Origin of the sequence: Sphingomonas sp. 22176 (assembly GCF_052045505.1) — a bacterium.
Lineage (GTDB): Bacteria > Pseudomonadota > Alphaproteobacteria > Sphingomonadales > Sphingomonadaceae > Sphingomonas.
Map to the genome: position 1 here is coordinate 31,495 of NZ_JBQEPL010000004.1, position 17,420 is coordinate 48,914.

Consider the following 17,420-nt stretch of genomic DNA (forward strand, 5'->3'; position numbering starts at 1 on the left):
TGCGATGAGGAACCCGAGAGCCGCCGCGTCGATGGTCGCGGCCTGTATGGCGGCGATGCTGCTTTCGACGGCCGCCGTCGCTGCGCCGCCCCAGCTCTCGCTAGTGCCCATGCCGGCAAAGGTGCAGCCGGCGACGGGCACGTTCCGCGTCGGCACCGGCATGACTATCGCCATGCCGAAAGGCGATCCCGGCGCGCGCAACGCCGCCCGGCGCGCGGCGGAGATCGTCGCGCAAACACGGGGGATCACGCTCGATCTGGCCGAGGGCAAGGCGGGCGCCATCCGCTTCGTGCGCTCGGGCAAGGCGAAGCCGGGTGACGAGCGCTACCAGCTGGTGGTGACCCCGGGCGGGATCCGCATCACCGCCGCGACCGACGCGGGCCTCTTCTACGGCGCGATGACGCTTGCCCAGCTGCTGTCGCCAGACGCCCGCTTCGGCGAAAGCGTCCCGGTGCCCGCCATGACCATCGACGATGCCCCCCGCTTCGCCTGGCGCGGGGTGATGCTCGACGTGGCCCGGCACATCCAGCCGATCGCCTCGATCGAGCGGATCATCGATCAGATGGCGCAGCACAAGCTCAACCGGCTGCAACTCCACCTTACCGACGATCAGGGCTGGCGGATCGAGATCAAGCGCTATCCCGCGCTGACCCGGATCGGCGCGTGGCGCGCGTCCGAGACGCCGAATCCCGGTGCGCCGGCTGGCCGCTATGGCGGCTTCTACACCCAGCCGGAGCTGCGCGCGCTGGTCGCCTATGCCGCCGCCCGCGCAGTGACGATCGTGCCCGAGATCGACCTGCCCGGCCACGCCCAGGCGGCGATCGCCGCCTATCCGGAGATCGGCGTGCTGGGCGATCGGCCGCCCGTCTCCGGCGACTGGGGGATCAATCCCTATCTGTTCAACGTCGATGATCGCAGCCTCACGTTCGTGAAGAACGTGCTCGACGAAGTGATGGCGATCTTCCCCTCTCCCATCCTCCATATCGGCGGCGACGAGGCGCTGAAGGAACAATGGCAGGCATCCCCGCCGGTGCAGGCGAAGATGCGGCTGCTCGGCGTGACCGACGAAGCGCAACTACAGAGCTGGTTCATGGAGCAGCTCGGCCGGTATCTGGCCAGCCATGGCCGCCGCCTGATCGGCTGGGACGAAATCCTCGAAGGCGGGCTGCCCGCCTCGGCTTCGGTGATGTCGTGGCGCGGCGAGGCGGGCGCGGTCGAGGCGGCCAATCTGGGGCACGATGTGGTGCTGTCGCCCGGCCCCGTGCTCTATTTCGACAATCTGCAGAGCGGCCGCGGCGACGAGCCACCTGGCCGCCTGAAGGTGCAGACGCTCGCAGACGTCTATGCCTATGATCCGATGCCCGCCGCCATCGCGCCGGCAAAGGCCCACCATGTCCTCGGCGCACAGGCCAATCTTTGGGCCGAATATATGGTGACGCCCGCGCAGCGCGAGCATGCGCTGTTCCCGCGCATGGCGGCGCTGGCCGAGATGAGCTGGTCGCCCAAGGCGGCGCGCGACTGGCCTGCCTTCCTTGCCCGGCTAGACCCGCAGCTGGAGCGCTACCGGCGCCAGGGCATCGCCGCCGCCGACAGCGCCTTTGCGGTCGACTTCGCGGTGACGGGCGGCGTTGCCGCCGCGCTCCATGCCAACACGCTGGCCGTCGCGCTGTCGCGCCAGGCTGACTATGGCGCGATCCACTACACCGTCGACGGCTCGGCCCCGACCGCCGCCTCGCCGACCTATGCAACGCAGCTGGCGGTGTCGCCGGGGACGATCGTCCGCGCGACGAGCATCGCCCCGGACGGGCGTGCGCTCGCCGCCCCGCGCAGCTTCGACACAAGGCCCGCCGCGCTGCTGACGCGGTCGAGCGCGGCGCTGACGCCCTGCCCCGGCCCCGGCATCCAGCTGCGATTGCCGCTGAGCCCGGACGCGACCGCCGGGCCGGCCTACAGCATGAACATCTTTGACATGTGCTGGATCTACCCCGCCGCGCCGCTCGGCGAGGTAGGCGGCGTCACCGTCACCATCGGGCGGCTGCCGCGCAACTTCGCGCTCCGCCAGCCACAGCGCGACTCCGTGGTGTGGCGCTATACCCCCAGCCACTACGGCACGCTGCTGGTGCGCGCGGGGAAGGCGGACGGGCCGGTGGTGGCGTCGATGCCGCTTCCCGACCCGGCCGGTGCGCCAAGCCGCCTCACGCTCAGCGCGCCGCTCGCGGGGAATGCCGCGACGGCGGACCTGTATCTGACGATCGCGCCGCCGGTGGGCGGCCCCCTCTACGGCATCGACACGGTGCAGCTGACCATGAAGGATCCTCGGTGACGAACCTCCTGCGCCCGACCCGCCGCGAGGCGATCACCCTTGCCGCCGCGACGCTCGCGCTGCCCGGCGGCGCCCTCGCCGCCCGCGCAGGCACGCCGCTCCTGCCCTATGGGGCGACGCCGTCGAAGCGCCAGCTCGCCTGGCACCGGATGGAGCAGAACGCCTTTGTCCATTTCACGATCAACACCTTCACCGATCGCGAATGGGGCTATGGCGACGAGGATCCGGCGATCTTCAACCCCAAGGCGTTCGATGCCGACCAGATCGTCGGCGCGGCCAAGGCGGCCGATCTGCGCGGGTTGATTCTCACCGCCAAGCATCATGACGGCTTCTGCCTGTGGCCCAGCGCCTTCACCGAGCACAGCGTCAAGAACAGCCCGTACAAGAACGGCAAGGGCGACATCGTCGGCGAGATCGCCGCCGCCTGCCGCCGCCAGGGGCTGCAGTTCGGCATCTATCTCTCGCCCTGGGACCGCAACCACCCGGACTATGGCCGGCCGGCCTATATCACTTTCTTCCGCAACCAGTTGCGCGAGCTGCTGACGCAGTATGGGCCGATCTACGAAGTCTTCTTCGACGGCGCGAACGGCGGCGACGGCTATTATGGCGGCGCGCGGGAGATGCGGAAGATCGATGCGGTCCCCTATTACAACTGGCCCTCGATCATCGACTTCGTCCACCAGCTCCAGCCGATGGCGTGCACCTTCGATCCCGTCGGCGCCGATCTCCGCTGGGTCGGCAACGAGGAAGGCGAGGCCGGCGATCCCTGCTGGGCGACGATGGACGACAAGGGCTTCACGCCCGAAAAGGGCAATAGCGGCGTGCGCGGCGGATCGGTCTGGTGGCCGGCCGAGGCGGATGTTTCCAGCCGCTATGGCTGGTTCTGGCACGCCTATGAGGATGGCGAGAGCCGCAGCCCGGCCAATCTGATGAAGATCTATTTCGATACGGTCGGGCGCAGCGCGGGCCTGTTGCTCAACCTCGCGCCGGACACGCGCGGCCGGATCACCGACGAGGATGTCGGCAACCTCACCGCCTTCGGCACAGCACTGCGTGCGATGTACGCCACCGATCTCGCCAAAGGAGCGAGCGCCGCGGCGAGCAGCGCGCGCCCGGGCCACCCGGCGGCGAACGTGCTGGATCGCGATCCGCACAGCTTCTGGGCCAGCGACGACCATGCCGCGCAACCCTCGCTGATCCTGGATCTGGGGGCGCCGCGCACCTTCGACGTGGTGCGACTGGCCGAATATCTGCCGCTCGGCTTGCGGGTCGATCGGTTCGCGGTCGACGTGCAGGCCGCGGGCGGCTGGCGGGAAATTCTCAGCAAGCGGGGCATCGGTTCGCAGCGCGTGCTGCGGCTCGACACACCGGTGACCGCGCGCCACGTGCGGCTGCGGATCACCGCAGCGGCAGCCGCCCCGGCGATCACCGAGTTCGGCCTGTATCTGGCGCCGCTGCTGCTCGAACCGCCGCACATCGTCCGCGACCGGGCAGGGATGGTCACGCTGACCAGCGATGCCCCCGGCCAGGCGATCGCCTACACGATAGACGGGAGCACGCCCACGGCGGCCTCGCCCCGCTACACGGCACCTTTCCTGCTGCCGGACGGCGGCACGGTGCAGGCGATCGGCATCCATCTCGCCAGCAATGCGACCAGCACCGTCGGCCGCCGCAGCTTCGACATTCGCAAGAGCGACTGGAAGATCCTGCGCGCCTCTGCGCCGGGCGCCGAGCGGCTGATCGACGAACTGAACCGCACCGATTGGATCGCGCCGCTGGTCGGCCCGGACGGTAAGCCCTGCTCGGTCACCATCGATCTCGGGCGGAGCCTCGACGTGCGCGGCTTCGTGCTAAAGCCCGGCTGGCATGCCCCGCAGGGTGCCGGCGACCCCGCCGCCTGGACGGTGCGGATCGGCGACGATCCGGCGCTGGCCGGTCCCGTGCAGGAGATGGGCGAGTTCGCCAACATCGCCGCGAACCAGGCGCCGCAGCGCCTAGCCTTCCGCCACCCGCACCGCGGCCGCTATGTCGAAATCGCCTTCCCCCGCACCGCCAAGGGCGAAGCCCGGCTGGCGATTGCGGAGATCGGGATCCTGACGCGCTAGAGCCTCAGAAGAAGGTCTCGACGACGTCCACCACCTCGAACGCATCGTCCGCCACGAGCACGCGGCGCCATTTGTCAAAGGTCAGGCACGGATGGGAGATATCAAAAGCGAGCACGTCGCCCACCGCCAGATCGTCCCCCGGCTCAAGGGCGAGATAGGCGTGCTGGTCCATCAACCCGGTCACTTCCCAGTGCGCGGGCACCGATTGCGGCAGCGCGTCTCGGCCGGGGCGGAAGCAGGTGGCGGGACGCGGCAGGCCGGCATCGAACGCGACGTCGCGCTTGCCCATGGCGACCACCGCCCGCGCCGGGTCCGGGATCGACTGCACCACGGCCCAGATCCGCAGCGCCGGCTGCAGTGGCACGCCCAGGCCCGGCGCGACCGGATTGCGGCGCAGCACACCCTCCTGCGCGACGCGGTACAGGCCGTCGTCATGGCTGAGATAGCAGCCGGGGCGCAGCAGCACCTGCACGGCCCCGCCCTGCGCCACCGCCGCACTTTCCTCGGCCACGACATCGTACCAAGCCGAGCCCGCGCCCGTGAGAATGGCGGGCACCCGCTCGACGCGCCCCTCGGTCACCAGCCGTCCGACAACGTCCACCGCGCGGCGGACGAAGCGGCGCACCTCCGCCTCGTCGGGCAGCACGCCCTCGTAGAATTCGATGCCGGCAATCCGCAGCACCCCGTGCCATGCGTCCAGCGCTTCCAGCACCGCTGCGAGCTGCTCGGCCGTGCGGACGCCGGTGCGCAGGCCCGGCTGGTCGGGCTCGGGCGCCAGTTCGATCAGCACGTCCAGGGTCGTGCCCCGCGTGCGGCACGCCTCGCCGAGTGCTGCGACGCCGGCGGGGCTGTCGACCAGGCACAGCAGGTCCAGCGCCGGATCCGCGGCCAGATCGGCCAGCATCGCAAGGTTCGCGCGGCCCACCACCTGGTTCGCGATCAGGATGCGCGCCACGCCGTGCGCCGCAGCGACCTGCGCCTGCTGGCTCGTAGCCACGGTGATGCCCCAGGCACCCGCCTCCAGCTGCCGACGGAACAGCGCTGGGGCCATGGTAGTCTTGCCATGGGGTGCGAGCGCCAGCCCATAAGCATCGATGAACCCACGCATCCAGTCGAGATTGTGCGCCATCCGCGATTCGCTCAGCACGGCGGCGGGAAACGGCACGTCGCCCGCGAGCAGGTTCCAGCGCTGCCCCGCGACACCAACGCCCTTGTTCAGCTCGATTTCCCGCGGACTCATCTGCGTTCTCCAAATTGCGCAATTTGCTTACGCAAATTTCTGAGGCAGGTACAACGATGATCAGGTCAGCGGAGCCAACAAGATGATCGAGACGCTTTTTGCTGGCGCTATGCTCTACGACGGCAGCGGGGATACGCCTTTCCTAGCAGACGTGACGATCCGAGGCGGCGTGATCGCCAGCGTGCGTCCGGCGGCGGACCGGTTGCCAGCGAGCGCGATCGATGTACGCGGACTGGCGCTCGCGCCGGGCTTCATCGACGCGCACACCCATGACGATCTGGTCGCGATCACCGCTCCGACGATGCTGCCCAAGATCACTCAGGGGGTGACGACGGTCGTGGTCGGCAATTGCGGGATCAGCGCGGGCGCCGGCCGTGCCGCGGCCGATGCACTGCCCGATCCGATGATCCTGCTCGGCGCGCCCGGCGACTTCGCATATGAACGCTTTGCCGACTATGCCGCGGCCGTAGAAGCCGCGCAGCCGGCGACCAATATCGTCGCGCTGGTCGGCCATACCGCGCTGCGGGCGCGGCATCTCGATCGGCTGGACCGCGACGCCAGCGCCGGCGAGCGTGCGGCGATGCGGGCAGACCTGGCCGAGGCCCTCGCCGACGGTGCCTTCGGTTTCTCGACCGGGCTCGCCTATGCCACTGCCGCGAGCGCCTCGACCGAAGAGGTGATGGACATTGCCGAGGCGCTGCGCGGCACCGGCGCGCTCTACTGCACCCATCTCCGCAGCGAGGGCGCCGCGATCCTGCCCGCCATCGACGAAGCGGCGGCGATCGCCCGCCATGCAGCCGCGCCGCTGGTGGTTTCGCACCTCAAATGCGCCGGCGCCGATCAATATGGCCGCAGCGGCGAGATACTGGGCCGGCTCGAACAGGCCGCGCGCACCCAAGCGGTCGGCTGCGATTGCTATCCCTATACCGCCAGTTCGTCGACGCTCGACCTGCGCCAGGTGGTGCCCGAGACGCCGATCCTGATCACCTGGTCCGATGCCGAACCGGCGCAGGCAGGCCGCATGCTCGCCGACATCGCCGCCGACTGGGGCGTGCCGCGGCGTGCCGCGGCGGCGCGGCTGCAACCTGCCGGTGCGGTCTATCACTGCATGGCGGAGGCAGATGTCGACCGCATCCTGGCGCATGCCCTCACCATGGTCGGCTCGGACGGGCTGCCCTGCGACCCCCGCCCGCACCCGCGGCTATGGGGCAGCTTCCCGCGGGTGATCGCGCACTATGTTCGCGAGCGCGGCCTCCTCTCGCTGCCCGAGGCCATCCGCAAGATGACCGGCCTGCCCGCCGATCGGTTCGGCCTGACCGATCGCGGTTACGTCCGCGCCGGGCGCGCCGCCGATCTCGTGCTGTTCGATCCCGAGCGGATCGCGGATCGGGCCAGCTATGACGATCCCGTCCAGCCCGCCGCCGGCATCGTCGGCGTCTGGGTCAACGGTGTGGCGACGCTGGATGCGAACGGCGCCACCGGTGCGCGCGGCGGGCGGCTGCTGCGGCGCAACGATACTCTTCAACACTGAACGCGAAAAGGAACGACCCATGGAAGACGGCATCAAGCGCTACGGCGTCGAAGGCGGCAGCGGCACCGGTGGGCAGCACCTGCCCTTCGCCCGCGCGGTCCAGGCCGATGGCTGGCTCTACGTGTCCGGGCAGGTCCCGATGGTGGACGGCGAGGTGATCGACGGCGGCATCGTGCCCCAGACGCACCAGGCAATCCGCAACGTGCTCAAGATCCTCGAGGAAGCCGGCTACGGCCCCGAGCATGTCGTGCGCTGCGGCGTGTGGCTCGACGATGCCCGCGACTTCATGTCGTTCAACCGCATCTTCAAGGAATATTTCGGCGCCAACCCGCCGGCGCGCGCCTGTGTGGTTTCGCAGATGGTCGTCGACTGCAAGGTCGAAGTCGACTGCATCGCCTGGAAGAAGCCCTAAGTGCCGGCCGGCGCGCTCCTGCTGGTCGAGGCGGCTGCGGCCGTCGCGATCCTGATCCTGCTGATCGTGCGCGCGCGGCTGAGCCCGCTGATCGCGCTGATCCTGGTTTCGCTCGGCCTTGCCCTCGTCGCGGGCCTCCCCGCGGCCGGCATCGTCAAGGCGTTCGAAGCCGGCGTGGGGAGCGCGCTCGGCCATATCGCGCTGGTGGTCGGGCTCGGCACGATCCTCGGCAAGATGATGATCGAATCCGGCGGTGCCGATCGCATCGCGAATACCGTGATCGACCGGTTCGGCGCCCCCCGCGCCGATTGGGCGGCGATGGCGGTTGCGCTGATCGTCGGGCTGCCGGTGTTCTTCGAAGTCGGCTTCGTGCTGCTGGTGCCGATCATCCTCGTCGTCACCAGCCGCCTGCGCCTGCATCCGCTGCGGCTAGGGCTGCCGATGGCGGCGGGGCTGTCCGTCGTCCATGCCATGGTGCCGCCGCATCCGGCGGCGATGCTCGCGACCCAGGCATTTCATGCCGATCTCGGCCTGACCATCCTGTTCGCGATGATCGTCGGCATCCCCACCGCGGCGGTGGCCGGGCCGCTCTATGCCCGGCTGATCGTCCCGCGGCTCGGGCCTGCCAACCCGCCCGCCGTGTTTCGCGAGACCGTGGCGGAGCGGGCGTTGCCCGGCTTCGCCATCACCGTCGGCACCCTGCTGCTGCCGGTGTTGCTCATGCTGATCGGCAGCCTGGCGCCGTCGCTTGCCGCCCCCGGATCGGCGCTGGATCAGGGGCTGCACTTTCTCGGCAGCCCGGTGGTGGCGCTGCTCGCTGCGGTGCTCGTAAGCTATTGGACGCTGGGCCTGGCGCGCGGGCTGAGCATGGCGACGATCGAGCGCTACACCAACGAATGCCTCGCGCCGACCGCGCTGATCACCCTGATCGTCGGCGTCGGCGCAGGCTTCGGCCGGATCCTCACCGACAGCGGCGTCTCCGGCGCGCTGGTGGCGCTCGCGGGGCAGTGGCACGTACCGATCCTCCTGCTCGCCTGGCTGATCGCAGCGCTGATGCGCGTCGCCACCGGATCGGCAACGGTGGCGATGGCGACCGCGGCCGGGATCGTCGCCCCCCTCGCCGCGGCCAACCCCGCCGTCCGCCCCGAACTGCTGGTGCTGGCCACCGGCGCAGGGTCGGTCGTGCTCAGCCACGTCAATGATGGCGGCTTCTGGCTGGTGAAGGAATATTTCGGCCTGAGCGTTGCCGATACGATCCGCAGCTGGACGGTGTGCGAGACGCTGATCTCCGTCGTCGCGCTGGTGCTGACCCTCACCCTTTCCGCGTTGCTTTGATCGCACCCCCGCGCGCGACGCTTCCCCTCTTCAAGACGAGACCTGATCCCCGATGTCGCTTTTCACCCGTATTTCTGCCCGCACCCTTTGCCTGACCGCAACCGCTGCCATCGCCCTGATGTCGCCGCCCGCTGCGGCGCAGGTGGGGGCGTTGCCGGCGGTCTTCCCGGCGCCGGTTTTGCTGCAGCTGCGGGGTGATCCGATCGCGCTTGACAAAACCGTCGTGCTGGTGACCCCGGCCGACGTTGCGCCGGAGACGATCGCGCTGGTCCGCGAGATCCTGACCGGCGCCGGTGTCGCGCGGATCACCCGCCGCACCAGCCTGCCCAAGCGGCTCGACGAGCCCCATATCTTGCTTGGCACCACGGCATTGCCGGTGGTCCGCGCGGCACTTGCGCGCAGCGGCACGACCGTCGATGCCCGGCCGGAAGGCTATACCCTGATCAGCGAGCACCTCGGCCAGGGACTGGTCACCCTTGCCGGCGCCGACGCGGACGGCATCTACCACGCGGTGCAGACGTTGCGGCAGCTCGTGCGGGGCGGTTCGATCGCTTCCGTGGTCGTGCAGGATCATCCTGCCATGGCGATCCGCGGAACGATCGAGGGTTTCTATGGGGCGCCGTGGACGATGACCGATCGCCTCAAGCATCTCGACTTTCTGGCGAGCGTGAAGGCGAACACGATGGTCTACAGCCCGAAGGACGATCCCTTCGCGCGCGATCACTGGCGCGATCCCTACCCCGCCGCACGCCTCGCCGATATCGGCACGCTGGCGACGCGTGCGCGGCAGGACCATATCAACTTCGTCTACGCGATTTCGCCCGGTCCGACGGTCTGCTTCTCCGATCCGGCGGATCAGCAGACGCTCGAGCGCAAGTTCCAGGCGCTGCGATCGGTGGGCGTGCACGCCTTCTACGTCGCGTTCGACGACATCGAGTACAAGAAATGGAATTGCGATCGCGATCAGGCCGCCTTCGGCCCCTCGGGCGCGGAAGCCGCCGGGACGGCGCAGGCCAAGCTGCTCAACGCCGTGCAGGCGCATCTGCGCGCCGTCGACCCCAAGGCGCCGGCGCTGATCATGGTGCCGACCGAATATTATGATGCGAAGGAAAGCCCCTACAAGGCGGCGCTCCGCAAGTATCTCGACCCGCAGATCGTGGTGCAATGGACCGGAACCGACGTCGTCCCGCCCTCGATCTCGATCGGCGATGCGCGCGCGGCGGAGAAGGCGTTCGGGCGCAAGACGCTGCTGTGGGACAATTTCCCGGTCAACGACTATGCGACCACCAAGGGCCGGCTGTTGCTGGCGCCCTATGTGCGGCGCGAAGCCGGGCTGTCGGGTGAGCTGGCCGGCATCCTCTCCAACCCGATGAACCAGGAGGTGCCGAGCCGCGTGGCGGTGACTGGGGTCGCGGCGTTCGGGTGGAACGATCGGGACTATGATGCCGCGCGCACCTGGCGCTACGCGGCGCGCGAACTGGCCGGCGGCGACGATCGCACGACCCAGGCGCTGCTGCAGTTCTTCGACACGCAGCATCTGGCCCCCACCTTCGGCAGCCAGCCCTGGCAGGAACAGGCGCCGGTGTTGAAGGCGGTGCTGGACCGAGTGCGCGACGCGCTGGCCGCCGGCGACGCCGCCGCGCGGGAGGATGCGCTTTCCGCGCTGCGTATCGCGGCGGATGATTTCGCGCGCGCACCCGATCTGATCCGCGCCGGCGTGGTCGATCCCGGCTTCGTCGCCCAGTCGCGTCCTTGGCTGGACGCGATGCAGCTCTGGGGCCGCGCGCTGCAGCTGACCGCGGCGGGCCTGGAGGCGGCGAACCGGCAGGCGCCGGCCGCGACCGGCGACTTTGCGGAAGCGCAAGCGCTTGCCGCCCAGGCCGCAGCCCTGCAGACGATCAAGGGCGCGACCCGGTTCGACGGGCCGATCCGGATCGCCGATGGCGTGCTCGACCGCTTTATCGCGGATGCGCCCGGGCTCCTGCGCACCGCCGCGCCGGCGTTCAAAAGCGGCTCGTGACGCCGATCGACAGCTGGCGGCCCAGAATGTCGTAGCGCTGCGGCACCGAATTGCCGCGGGACAGCGCAGTGGCATAGCTGTTGGCGAGGACCGGCGGCATCCGATCGAACAGGTTGTTGACGGACATCGTCAGCACCATGCGCTTTCGCAGCGCCAGGGTGAACGCAAGGTCGAGATAGCTATAGTCGGGGATGCGAGCATATTGGGTGACCCGGTCCGCGGCCGTGAAGCCGAAGGCGGGATCGGTGCTGTTCAGGGTCGTCCGCGTGCCGCCGATGAAGCGCCACGCGAGCGAGGCGCTGAACACCCCGCCCGCGCTGGTATAGGTGCCGCGGGCGACATGGGTCCAGGCGGGCACCGGCTGCCCGCAGCGCGGCCCGAAATAGCCGGTGCAGTTCCGCGCCGGCGTCACCACCGAATCCTGCCCGCCCGAATCGATCGTGCGCGATCCGGTGAAAAGCAGGTCGATCCTGCCCGCCCGGCCGCCCAGCAGCAGCCGATATTCCCCGGAGACATCCAACCCCTCGGCGTTCAGCCGATGCTGGTTGGTGGTGCCCGCCTGGATATAACCGGTGGCGACACTGGCGTCCGAGCCGAACAGCGTGCCATCGGGGTTCCGCACGATCCGCGTGCAATAATAGGGGTCGGCTGTGGCGACGCAGCCGTCGACCGCGAAATTGGCATAATTGAAACCGATCACCCGATCGACGCGGATGCGGTAATAATCTGCCGTCAGCGATAGCCGGGGCACGAAGGACGGCGTGAGCACCAGCCCGGCGGTCAGCGTGCGGGCATCCTCCGGCGCCAGTTCGAACCCGCCGGTACGCTGCCGGCACATCTGGTCCGGGCACAGCAGGCTGGAGCTGCCATAGAGCGCATCCGGCAAGCCACTGGCGCGGCAGGCCTGGATGCTACCGCGCGGCGCCCCGCGCGAGCCATCGGCGTTCAGCGTCGGCGCGCAGAAATCGTTCACGTTATAGGTGCTGAACGCGATCGTCTGGTTGCCTTCATAGATGCTCGGCGCCCGCTGTGCGCGGTTGAGGCCGGCGCGAAGGGTGATGTCCGGCACCGGCGACCAGACGCCTTCGATCTTCCAGGTCGCAAAGGTCCGGCGATTGAGGTCGTATTTCGATCGGCGATAGCCGCCGTTGAGCTGCAGCAGCTCGAAGAAGCGCCGCTTGGCGACGAGCGGCAGCTGGGCCTCGACATTCGCCTCGTGCACCGCCTGGCTGCCGATAAAGCTCTTGCCGCCATAGACGTCGACATAGCGATCGTTGACGCTGTTATTCTGGCTGGTCCTGCGGAACTCGCCCCCGAACACGAGCGCCAGCCCCTGCGTCGCCCAGGGCGACACGATGCCGAACCGCGTCAGGTCCGCCGTCAGGTTCCCGGTCAGATCGACGAAACTGGTGCGGTTGTCGCTGATGCCGCGGGCCTCGTCGAACAGATAGTCGCGCAGTGCCGGAGAGCCGCTACCGGACGCGAAGATGTCGAGCGGGACGCAGCCGGGATCGGACCCGTCGACCACCGCGCGGCAGGTCGGCACGCCGTTGACCGACACCACGTCGAGCGCCCGGTTGACCTTGGCGAACACCGGCTTGCCATCGGTGAGCCAGAGCGCCCGGTTGCGGGCAAAGACGCCGCTCATGTCATAGCGCAGACCCGGCGCGAGCTCGCCGCGAATCCCGCCTGCCAGCCGCAGATTGCGATTGTCGAACGTATCGCTGGAGCGGTTTCCGCCCATTCCGGGAAAGCCGATCTGCACGTTGAGCGGCGCCAGCGCCCCGCTCCCCGCCGCCGCCCCGCAGACGATCCGTGCCTGCTGCGCGGACATCAGCGGATTGTCGCAATTCACCTGATAGGGAGTCGATCCATAGGCGTTAAAGCTCTGAACAAAGGGCCCGTAGAAGCTGTTGCGGGAAAGATCGCGCGCGTAGAGTACATTGGCGTAGAGCTCGGCGGCCGGCGCGATGTCGAAGCGGACGAAGCCGCCCAGGTTCCAGCGATCGAAGCCCCGCAGCGCCTCGCGGTCCTTGCTGTTGCTATAGCCGGGCACGCTCGCCGCATCGACGAAGGTACCGCGGCTGCCGCTGGGGTTCGAGAAGTTCTGGTTGGCGAAGGGGCCGCTGAGCGGCGTAATCGTGCCGTTGGGCGATGCCGCGGTCACTAGGCAGTTATAGCCGCTCCCGGCCTTCTGGATCTGGCAGCCCGAAATGTCGCGGTCGCGGAAGAAGATCGGATCGCCGTGGCGATGGCCGACGAAACCGGTGAGGTTCAGGCGACCGTCCAGGAAATTGTGCCCGATGGTGGCATTCAGGTCGACACGTTCGCCGCCGACCGTCGATCCGCGGGGGATGGGGATGCCATAGGCCTGGGCAAGCGGCGTCGCGGCATTGTCGCGATTGTCGTGCTGGTAGAAGCTGGTGCTACCCGAAACTTCGATACCCTCGAAGTTCTTCCGCAACACGAAGTTGACCACGCCGGCCACTGCGTCGGACCCATAGACGGAGGACGCGCCGCCGGTCAGCACGTCGATCCGCTGCACCAGCGATACCGGCACCAGGTTGATGTCGACCGCTTCGGTATCGGTGATGCGCTGCCCGTCGATCAGCACCAGCGTCCGGTTGAAATCCAGGCCGCGCAGCTTCACCCGCTGGCGGCCGTTGCTGTTCTGATAGAGTTGCTGCGAATCCGGCGTCACCTGGGGAAACCGGTTGAGCACCTCTTCGAGGTTCACCGCCCCCTGCAGCCGGATCTCCTCCGCGGCCGTCGTCGTGACGGGGCTCGCCGCCTTCAGATCCGGGCGGATCAGCCGGGTGCCCGTAACTACGATCGGCTCCGCCGGCACGACCTGCGGCACGGGCGGCGGCGCAGCCGGCGGCGCGGCCCGCGGCCGGGGCGTCAACCGGACGACGACATAGACGCCCTGGCTGGTTCGGGAGACCCCGAAACCGCTGCCCTGCAGCAGCCGCGAGAGCGCCGTTTCTACGGATAGGATGCCTGCCACGCGCGGTGCTCGCCGCGTTCCCAGCATCGCTTCGTCGAATACCAACTGAACCTTCGCCTGCCGCCCCAGCTGGCGCAGTGCCGATCCGAGCGGCTGCGGACGAATGTCGATGCGGACCGGCGCCTGCTGCGCGCGGGCGGGCGGACAATGGCTCAGCGCCGCTAGCGCTACCGCGCTCGCCCCTGCTGCGAGGCAGGGCATCACACGCTGCAATCCTCCCTCCGTTTTCGTCGCGCTTGCAACCTATTACGCAGGCCCGGCGAAAACACGCAAAGGGACGACGACATTTTTATGACGGCTGCTTCGTCGGCGCTCCTTTGGCAGCGGCGCGGCGGGAAAGCCGCACGACTTCGCCGTCGACGACGACCCGGACCGGGAACGCCGCCGCCATCGCCTGCGCAAAGGCGCCAAGGTCGCCGGCGTTGAACACGCCGCTGACCTGGAGGTCGGCGAGATCGGGCGCCACTTCGATGCGCCGGGCGGTGGCATAGCGGTTCATCCGTTCGGCGGCGACGCCCAGGGCTTCGCGCTCGAAGCTCAGCTGCCCGGACTCCCAGCCCTGCTCTGCCGGGATCTGGCGGACGGAGCCGCCCCCCGCCGCCATCGGCAGCCGCAATTCCGAACCCGGCACCAGCGCGCGGTCTGCGGGCACCTCCCCGCCGGCCGCTACGACCATGGCATTCTCCCTGCCCCTGCCGGTTTCGCGCATCACCGCGACATGGCCTTCGAACAGAGCGACCCGCGTTTCCCCACGGAGCTTCTCGACCGAAAACTCGGTGCCCGTCGCCACGACCAGGTCCGGCCCGCTGCGCACGGCGAACGGACGCAACGGGTCCTTCGCCACCTTGAAGCGCGCGCGGCCGCGTTCCAGCGTGAGACTGCGGCGCTCGTTGCTATAGGCCACGGTCACCGCGCTGTCCGCGTCCAGCGACAGGCGCGAGCCGTCGGCAAGCGCGATCAGCCGCCGTTCGCCGACGGCGGTGTCATAGCGCTGGCTGCCGTCGCCGCGCCATGCGAGCATCGATCCCAACGCCACCGCCAGCAGCACCGCCGCAGCCAGGGCTGCCCATGCGCCCCGACGCAGCGGCACCGCTGCTGTCCAGCGCTGTCGGCCGGCGCGCTGCATGCTGCCCAGCGCATCCTGGCGCAGCGCGACGATCTCGGGCGCATCGGCGTCATCGCCCAGCAGGTTCCACAGGCCGAGCGCCTCATCCAGCGCCTGCTGGCGATCGGGCCGATCGACGAGCCAGGCGTCGAGCTCCGCCTGCTCCACGGCAGACGGGCCTTCGTGGATGCGGAGGCACCAGGCGATCGCTTCGTCCTGCGCGGTGGGACCGGTCATTGGCGCCCTCCCATGTCTGCCAGCAGGGTGCGCATCGCGGTGGCGATATGCTTTTCAACGGCACTGACGGAGATGCCGAACGCCTCCGCGATCGCTTTGCGCTGCATGCCTTCCAGTCGATAGAGAATGAAGATCCGGCGGGTGCGCTCCGGCAAACGCTTCAGCACCTGTGCCACGCAACCGATGCTTTGTCGCCCGGCAAGCAGCCGCTCGGCATCGATCGGATCCACCGAGTGTTGGTCGTCCTGGCTTTTGGCCTCGAGATAGCGGTGCCGCGTCGTCTCACGCCGATAGTGATCCCGCAGCAAGTTCGCCGCGGCCTGGAAGATATATCCCTCCGGATTACCCTCCGCCATCACCGGCGCCGTGGCCATCCGGACGAACAGATCCTGCACCAGATCCTCCGCCTGCGAGGGATCGCGAAGCCGCCGCACGAAATAGGCGGTGAGCGCAGGGCGCATGCCTTGCAACACCGCGAGCAGATCCGCACGAGGGCCTTCGGGAACGGACATCGGAGCCATCATGCTCCTAATACGTGCCGCAAGGGAGAGTGCACAGCGGAAGCGCCGTCGATTCGCTCTCGATGAGGAAGTACCCACCGACGCAGCAAGGTTGCGCACCGCGGCGCTTTCCCGCCACAGCCGCTTGATCCCCCCTGCCCTTGCCCCTAGACGCTGCCGGGAACCAACCTGTCTCAGGAAAGCGAGCTTATGGCGAAGATCAAGGTAGCAACGCCCGTCGTGGAGATCGACGGCGACGAAATGACGCGGATCATCTGGGAATGGATCCGCGAGCGCCTGATCCTTCCGTACCTCGACATCGATCTGAAATATTACGACCTGTCGGTGCAGAAGCGCGACGAGACCAACGACCAGATCACCATCGATTCGGCCAATGCGATCAAGCAGTACGGCGTCGGCGTGAAGTGCGCGACGATCACCCCGGACGAGCAGCGCGTCGAGGAATTCAGCCTCAAGAAGATGTGGAAGTCGCCGAACGGCACGATCCGCAACATCCTGGGCGGCGTGATCTTCCGCGAGCCGATCGTGATCTCGAACGTGCCGCGCCTGATCCCGGGCTGGACCAAGCCGATCGTCGTCGGCCGTCACGCCTTCGGCGACCAGTACAAGGCGACCGATTTCAAGGTGCCCGGCAAGGGCAAGCTGACCATGAAGTGGGAAGGCGAGAATGGCGAGACGATCGAGCACGAGGTGTTCGACTTCCCGCAGGCCGGCGTCGCCATGGGCATGTACAATCTCGACGATTCGATCCGCGATTTCGCGCGCGCCTCGATGAACTATGCGCTCGGCCGCAACTGGCCGCTGTACCTGTCGACCAAGAACACGATCCTCAAGGCCTATGACGGCCGCTTCAAGGACATCTTCGCCGAGGTGTTCGAGACCGAGTTCAAGGACCAGTTCCAGAGCGCCGGCATCGTCTACGAGCACCGCCTGATCGACGACATGGTCGCCTCGGCGCTCAAGTGGCACGGCGAGTTCGTCTGGGCCTGCAAGAACTATGACGGCGACGTCCAGTCGGACCAGGTCGCGCAGGGCTTCGGCTCGCTGGGCCTGATGACGTCGGTGCTGATGACCCCGGACGGCAAGACGATCGAGGCGGAAGCGGCGCACGGCACCGTCACCCGCCACTATCGCCAGCACCAGCAGGGCAAGGCGACCTCGACCAACCCGATCGCGTCGATCTTCGCGTGGACCGGCGGCCTCAAGTATCGCGGCAAGTTCGACGGCACCCCCGAGGTGACCCGCTTCGCCGAGACGCTGGAGCGCGTCTGCATCGAGACTGTCGAGAGCGGCAAGATGACCAAGGATCTCGCGCTGCTGATCGGCCCGGACCAGGCCTGGATGACCACGGAGCAGTTCTTCGAGGCGATCCGCGTCAACCTCGAAACCGCGATGGGCAGCTGGCAGTAAGCCGCTTCTCCCTACGTAAAGCTACGGAAAAGCCCGCCTCTGGCGGGCTTTTCTACTTGCAATGCCGGGCCTCGCATCGTCTCTAGGGCGGATGACCGAGCGAGCAAAACCCGCCACCGGCCATCGGCCTTTCTGTTCCTCCCTGCCCCGCCCCGTACTTCGCCTTCGGGACAT

Annotated in this window: 11 protein-coding genes; 7 read left to right on the forward strand and 4 right to left on the reverse strand. The window is 68.4% G+C overall.

Annotated features, from left to right (window positions below; translation table 11 throughout):
* The first annotated feature begins 4 nt into the window (after positions 1-4).
* Together ACTJKY_RS14710 and ACTJKY_RS14715 are read left to right on the forward strand one after the other, a co-directional pair.
* On the forward strand, positions 5-2,323 hold the full coding sequence (locus ACTJKY_RS14710; protein WP_440846883.1) for a family 20 glycosylhydrolase: 2,319 nt from the start codon (positions 5-7) through the stop codon (positions 2,321-2,323).
* Positions 2,320-4,428, forward strand: a complete 2,109-nt coding sequence (locus ACTJKY_RS14715; protein ID WP_440846884.1) for an alpha-L-fucosidase — start codon at positions 2,320-2,322, stop codon at positions 4,426-4,428. Before ACTJKY_RS14710 ends, ACTJKY_RS14715 begins: the two co-directional genes overlap by 4 nt.
* A gap of 4 nt (positions 4,429-4,432) precedes the next feature.
* On the opposite strand, the gene ACTJKY_RS14720 is transcribed toward ACTJKY_RS14715, so the two are convergent.
* Positions 4,433-5,668 carry an amino acid deaminase gene (locus ACTJKY_RS14720; protein WP_440846885.1) on the reverse strand — a complete coding sequence of 412 codons (1,236 nt, stop codon included), beginning with the start codon at positions 5,666-5,668 and terminating at the stop codon, positions 4,433-4,435.
* A gap of 82 nt (positions 5,669-5,750) precedes the next feature.
* Here ACTJKY_RS14720 and ACTJKY_RS14725 point away from each other — a divergent pair, with 82 nt between their 5' ends.
* The 4 genes from ACTJKY_RS14725 to ACTJKY_RS14740 all read left to right on the forward strand — a co-directional run bounded on the left by ACTJKY_RS14725 (position 5,751) and on the right by ACTJKY_RS14740 (position 10,966).
* Positions 5,751-7,199 (forward strand): N-acyl-D-amino-acid deacylase family protein, encoded by a 1,449-nt coding sequence (locus ACTJKY_RS14725; protein ID WP_440846886.1) that lies wholly within the window; start codon positions 5,751-5,753, stop codon positions 7,197-7,199.
* 19 nt (positions 7,200-7,218) lie between these two features.
* Positions 7,219-7,611 (forward strand): RidA family protein, encoded by a 393-nt coding sequence (locus ACTJKY_RS14730; protein WP_440846887.1) that lies wholly within the window; start codon positions 7,219-7,221, stop codon positions 7,609-7,611.
* A complete protein-coding gene (locus tag ACTJKY_RS14735; protein WP_440846888.1) occupies positions 7,612-8,946 on the forward strand; it encodes a GntT/GntP/DsdX family permease in 1,335 nt (444 codons plus the stop codon).
* 118 nt (positions 8,947-9,064) lie between these two features.
* Positions 9,065-10,966 (forward strand): beta-N-acetylhexosaminidase family protein, encoded by a 1,902-nt coding sequence (locus ACTJKY_RS14740; RefSeq protein WP_440846889.1) that lies wholly within the window; start codon positions 9,065-9,067, stop codon positions 10,964-10,966.
* On the opposite strand, the gene ACTJKY_RS14745 is transcribed toward ACTJKY_RS14740, so the two are convergent.
* From ACTJKY_RS14745 to ACTJKY_RS14755, 3 genes are all read right to left on the reverse strand, one after another.
* Entirely contained in the window at positions 10,950-14,174 is a 3,225-nt protein-coding gene (locus ACTJKY_RS14745) for a TonB-dependent receptor domain-containing protein (protein ID WP_440846890.1), read from the reverse strand. The genes ACTJKY_RS14740 and ACTJKY_RS14745 overlap by 17 nt on opposite strands.
* Before the next feature lie 88 nt (positions 14,175-14,262).
* A complete protein-coding gene (locus ACTJKY_RS14750; RefSeq protein ID WP_440846891.1) occupies positions 14,263-15,315 on the reverse strand; it encodes a FecR family protein in 1,053 nt (350 codons plus the stop codon).
* Positions 15,312-15,827 (reverse strand): RNA polymerase sigma factor, encoded by a 516-nt coding sequence (locus ACTJKY_RS14755; protein WP_440846892.1) that lies wholly within the window; start codon positions 15,825-15,827, stop codon positions 15,312-15,314. The genes ACTJKY_RS14750 and ACTJKY_RS14755 overlap by 4 nt, the downstream gene beginning before the upstream one ends.
* A gap of 198 nt (positions 15,828-16,025) precedes the next feature.
* Between ACTJKY_RS14755 and ACTJKY_RS14760 the strand changes: the two genes are divergently transcribed.
* Positions 16,026-17,246 carry an NADP-dependent isocitrate dehydrogenase gene (locus tag ACTJKY_RS14760; protein WP_440846893.1) on the forward strand — a complete coding sequence of 407 codons (1,221 nt, stop codon included), beginning with the start codon at positions 16,026-16,028 and terminating at the stop codon, positions 17,244-17,246.
* Positions 17,247-17,420 lie beyond the last annotated feature (174 nt).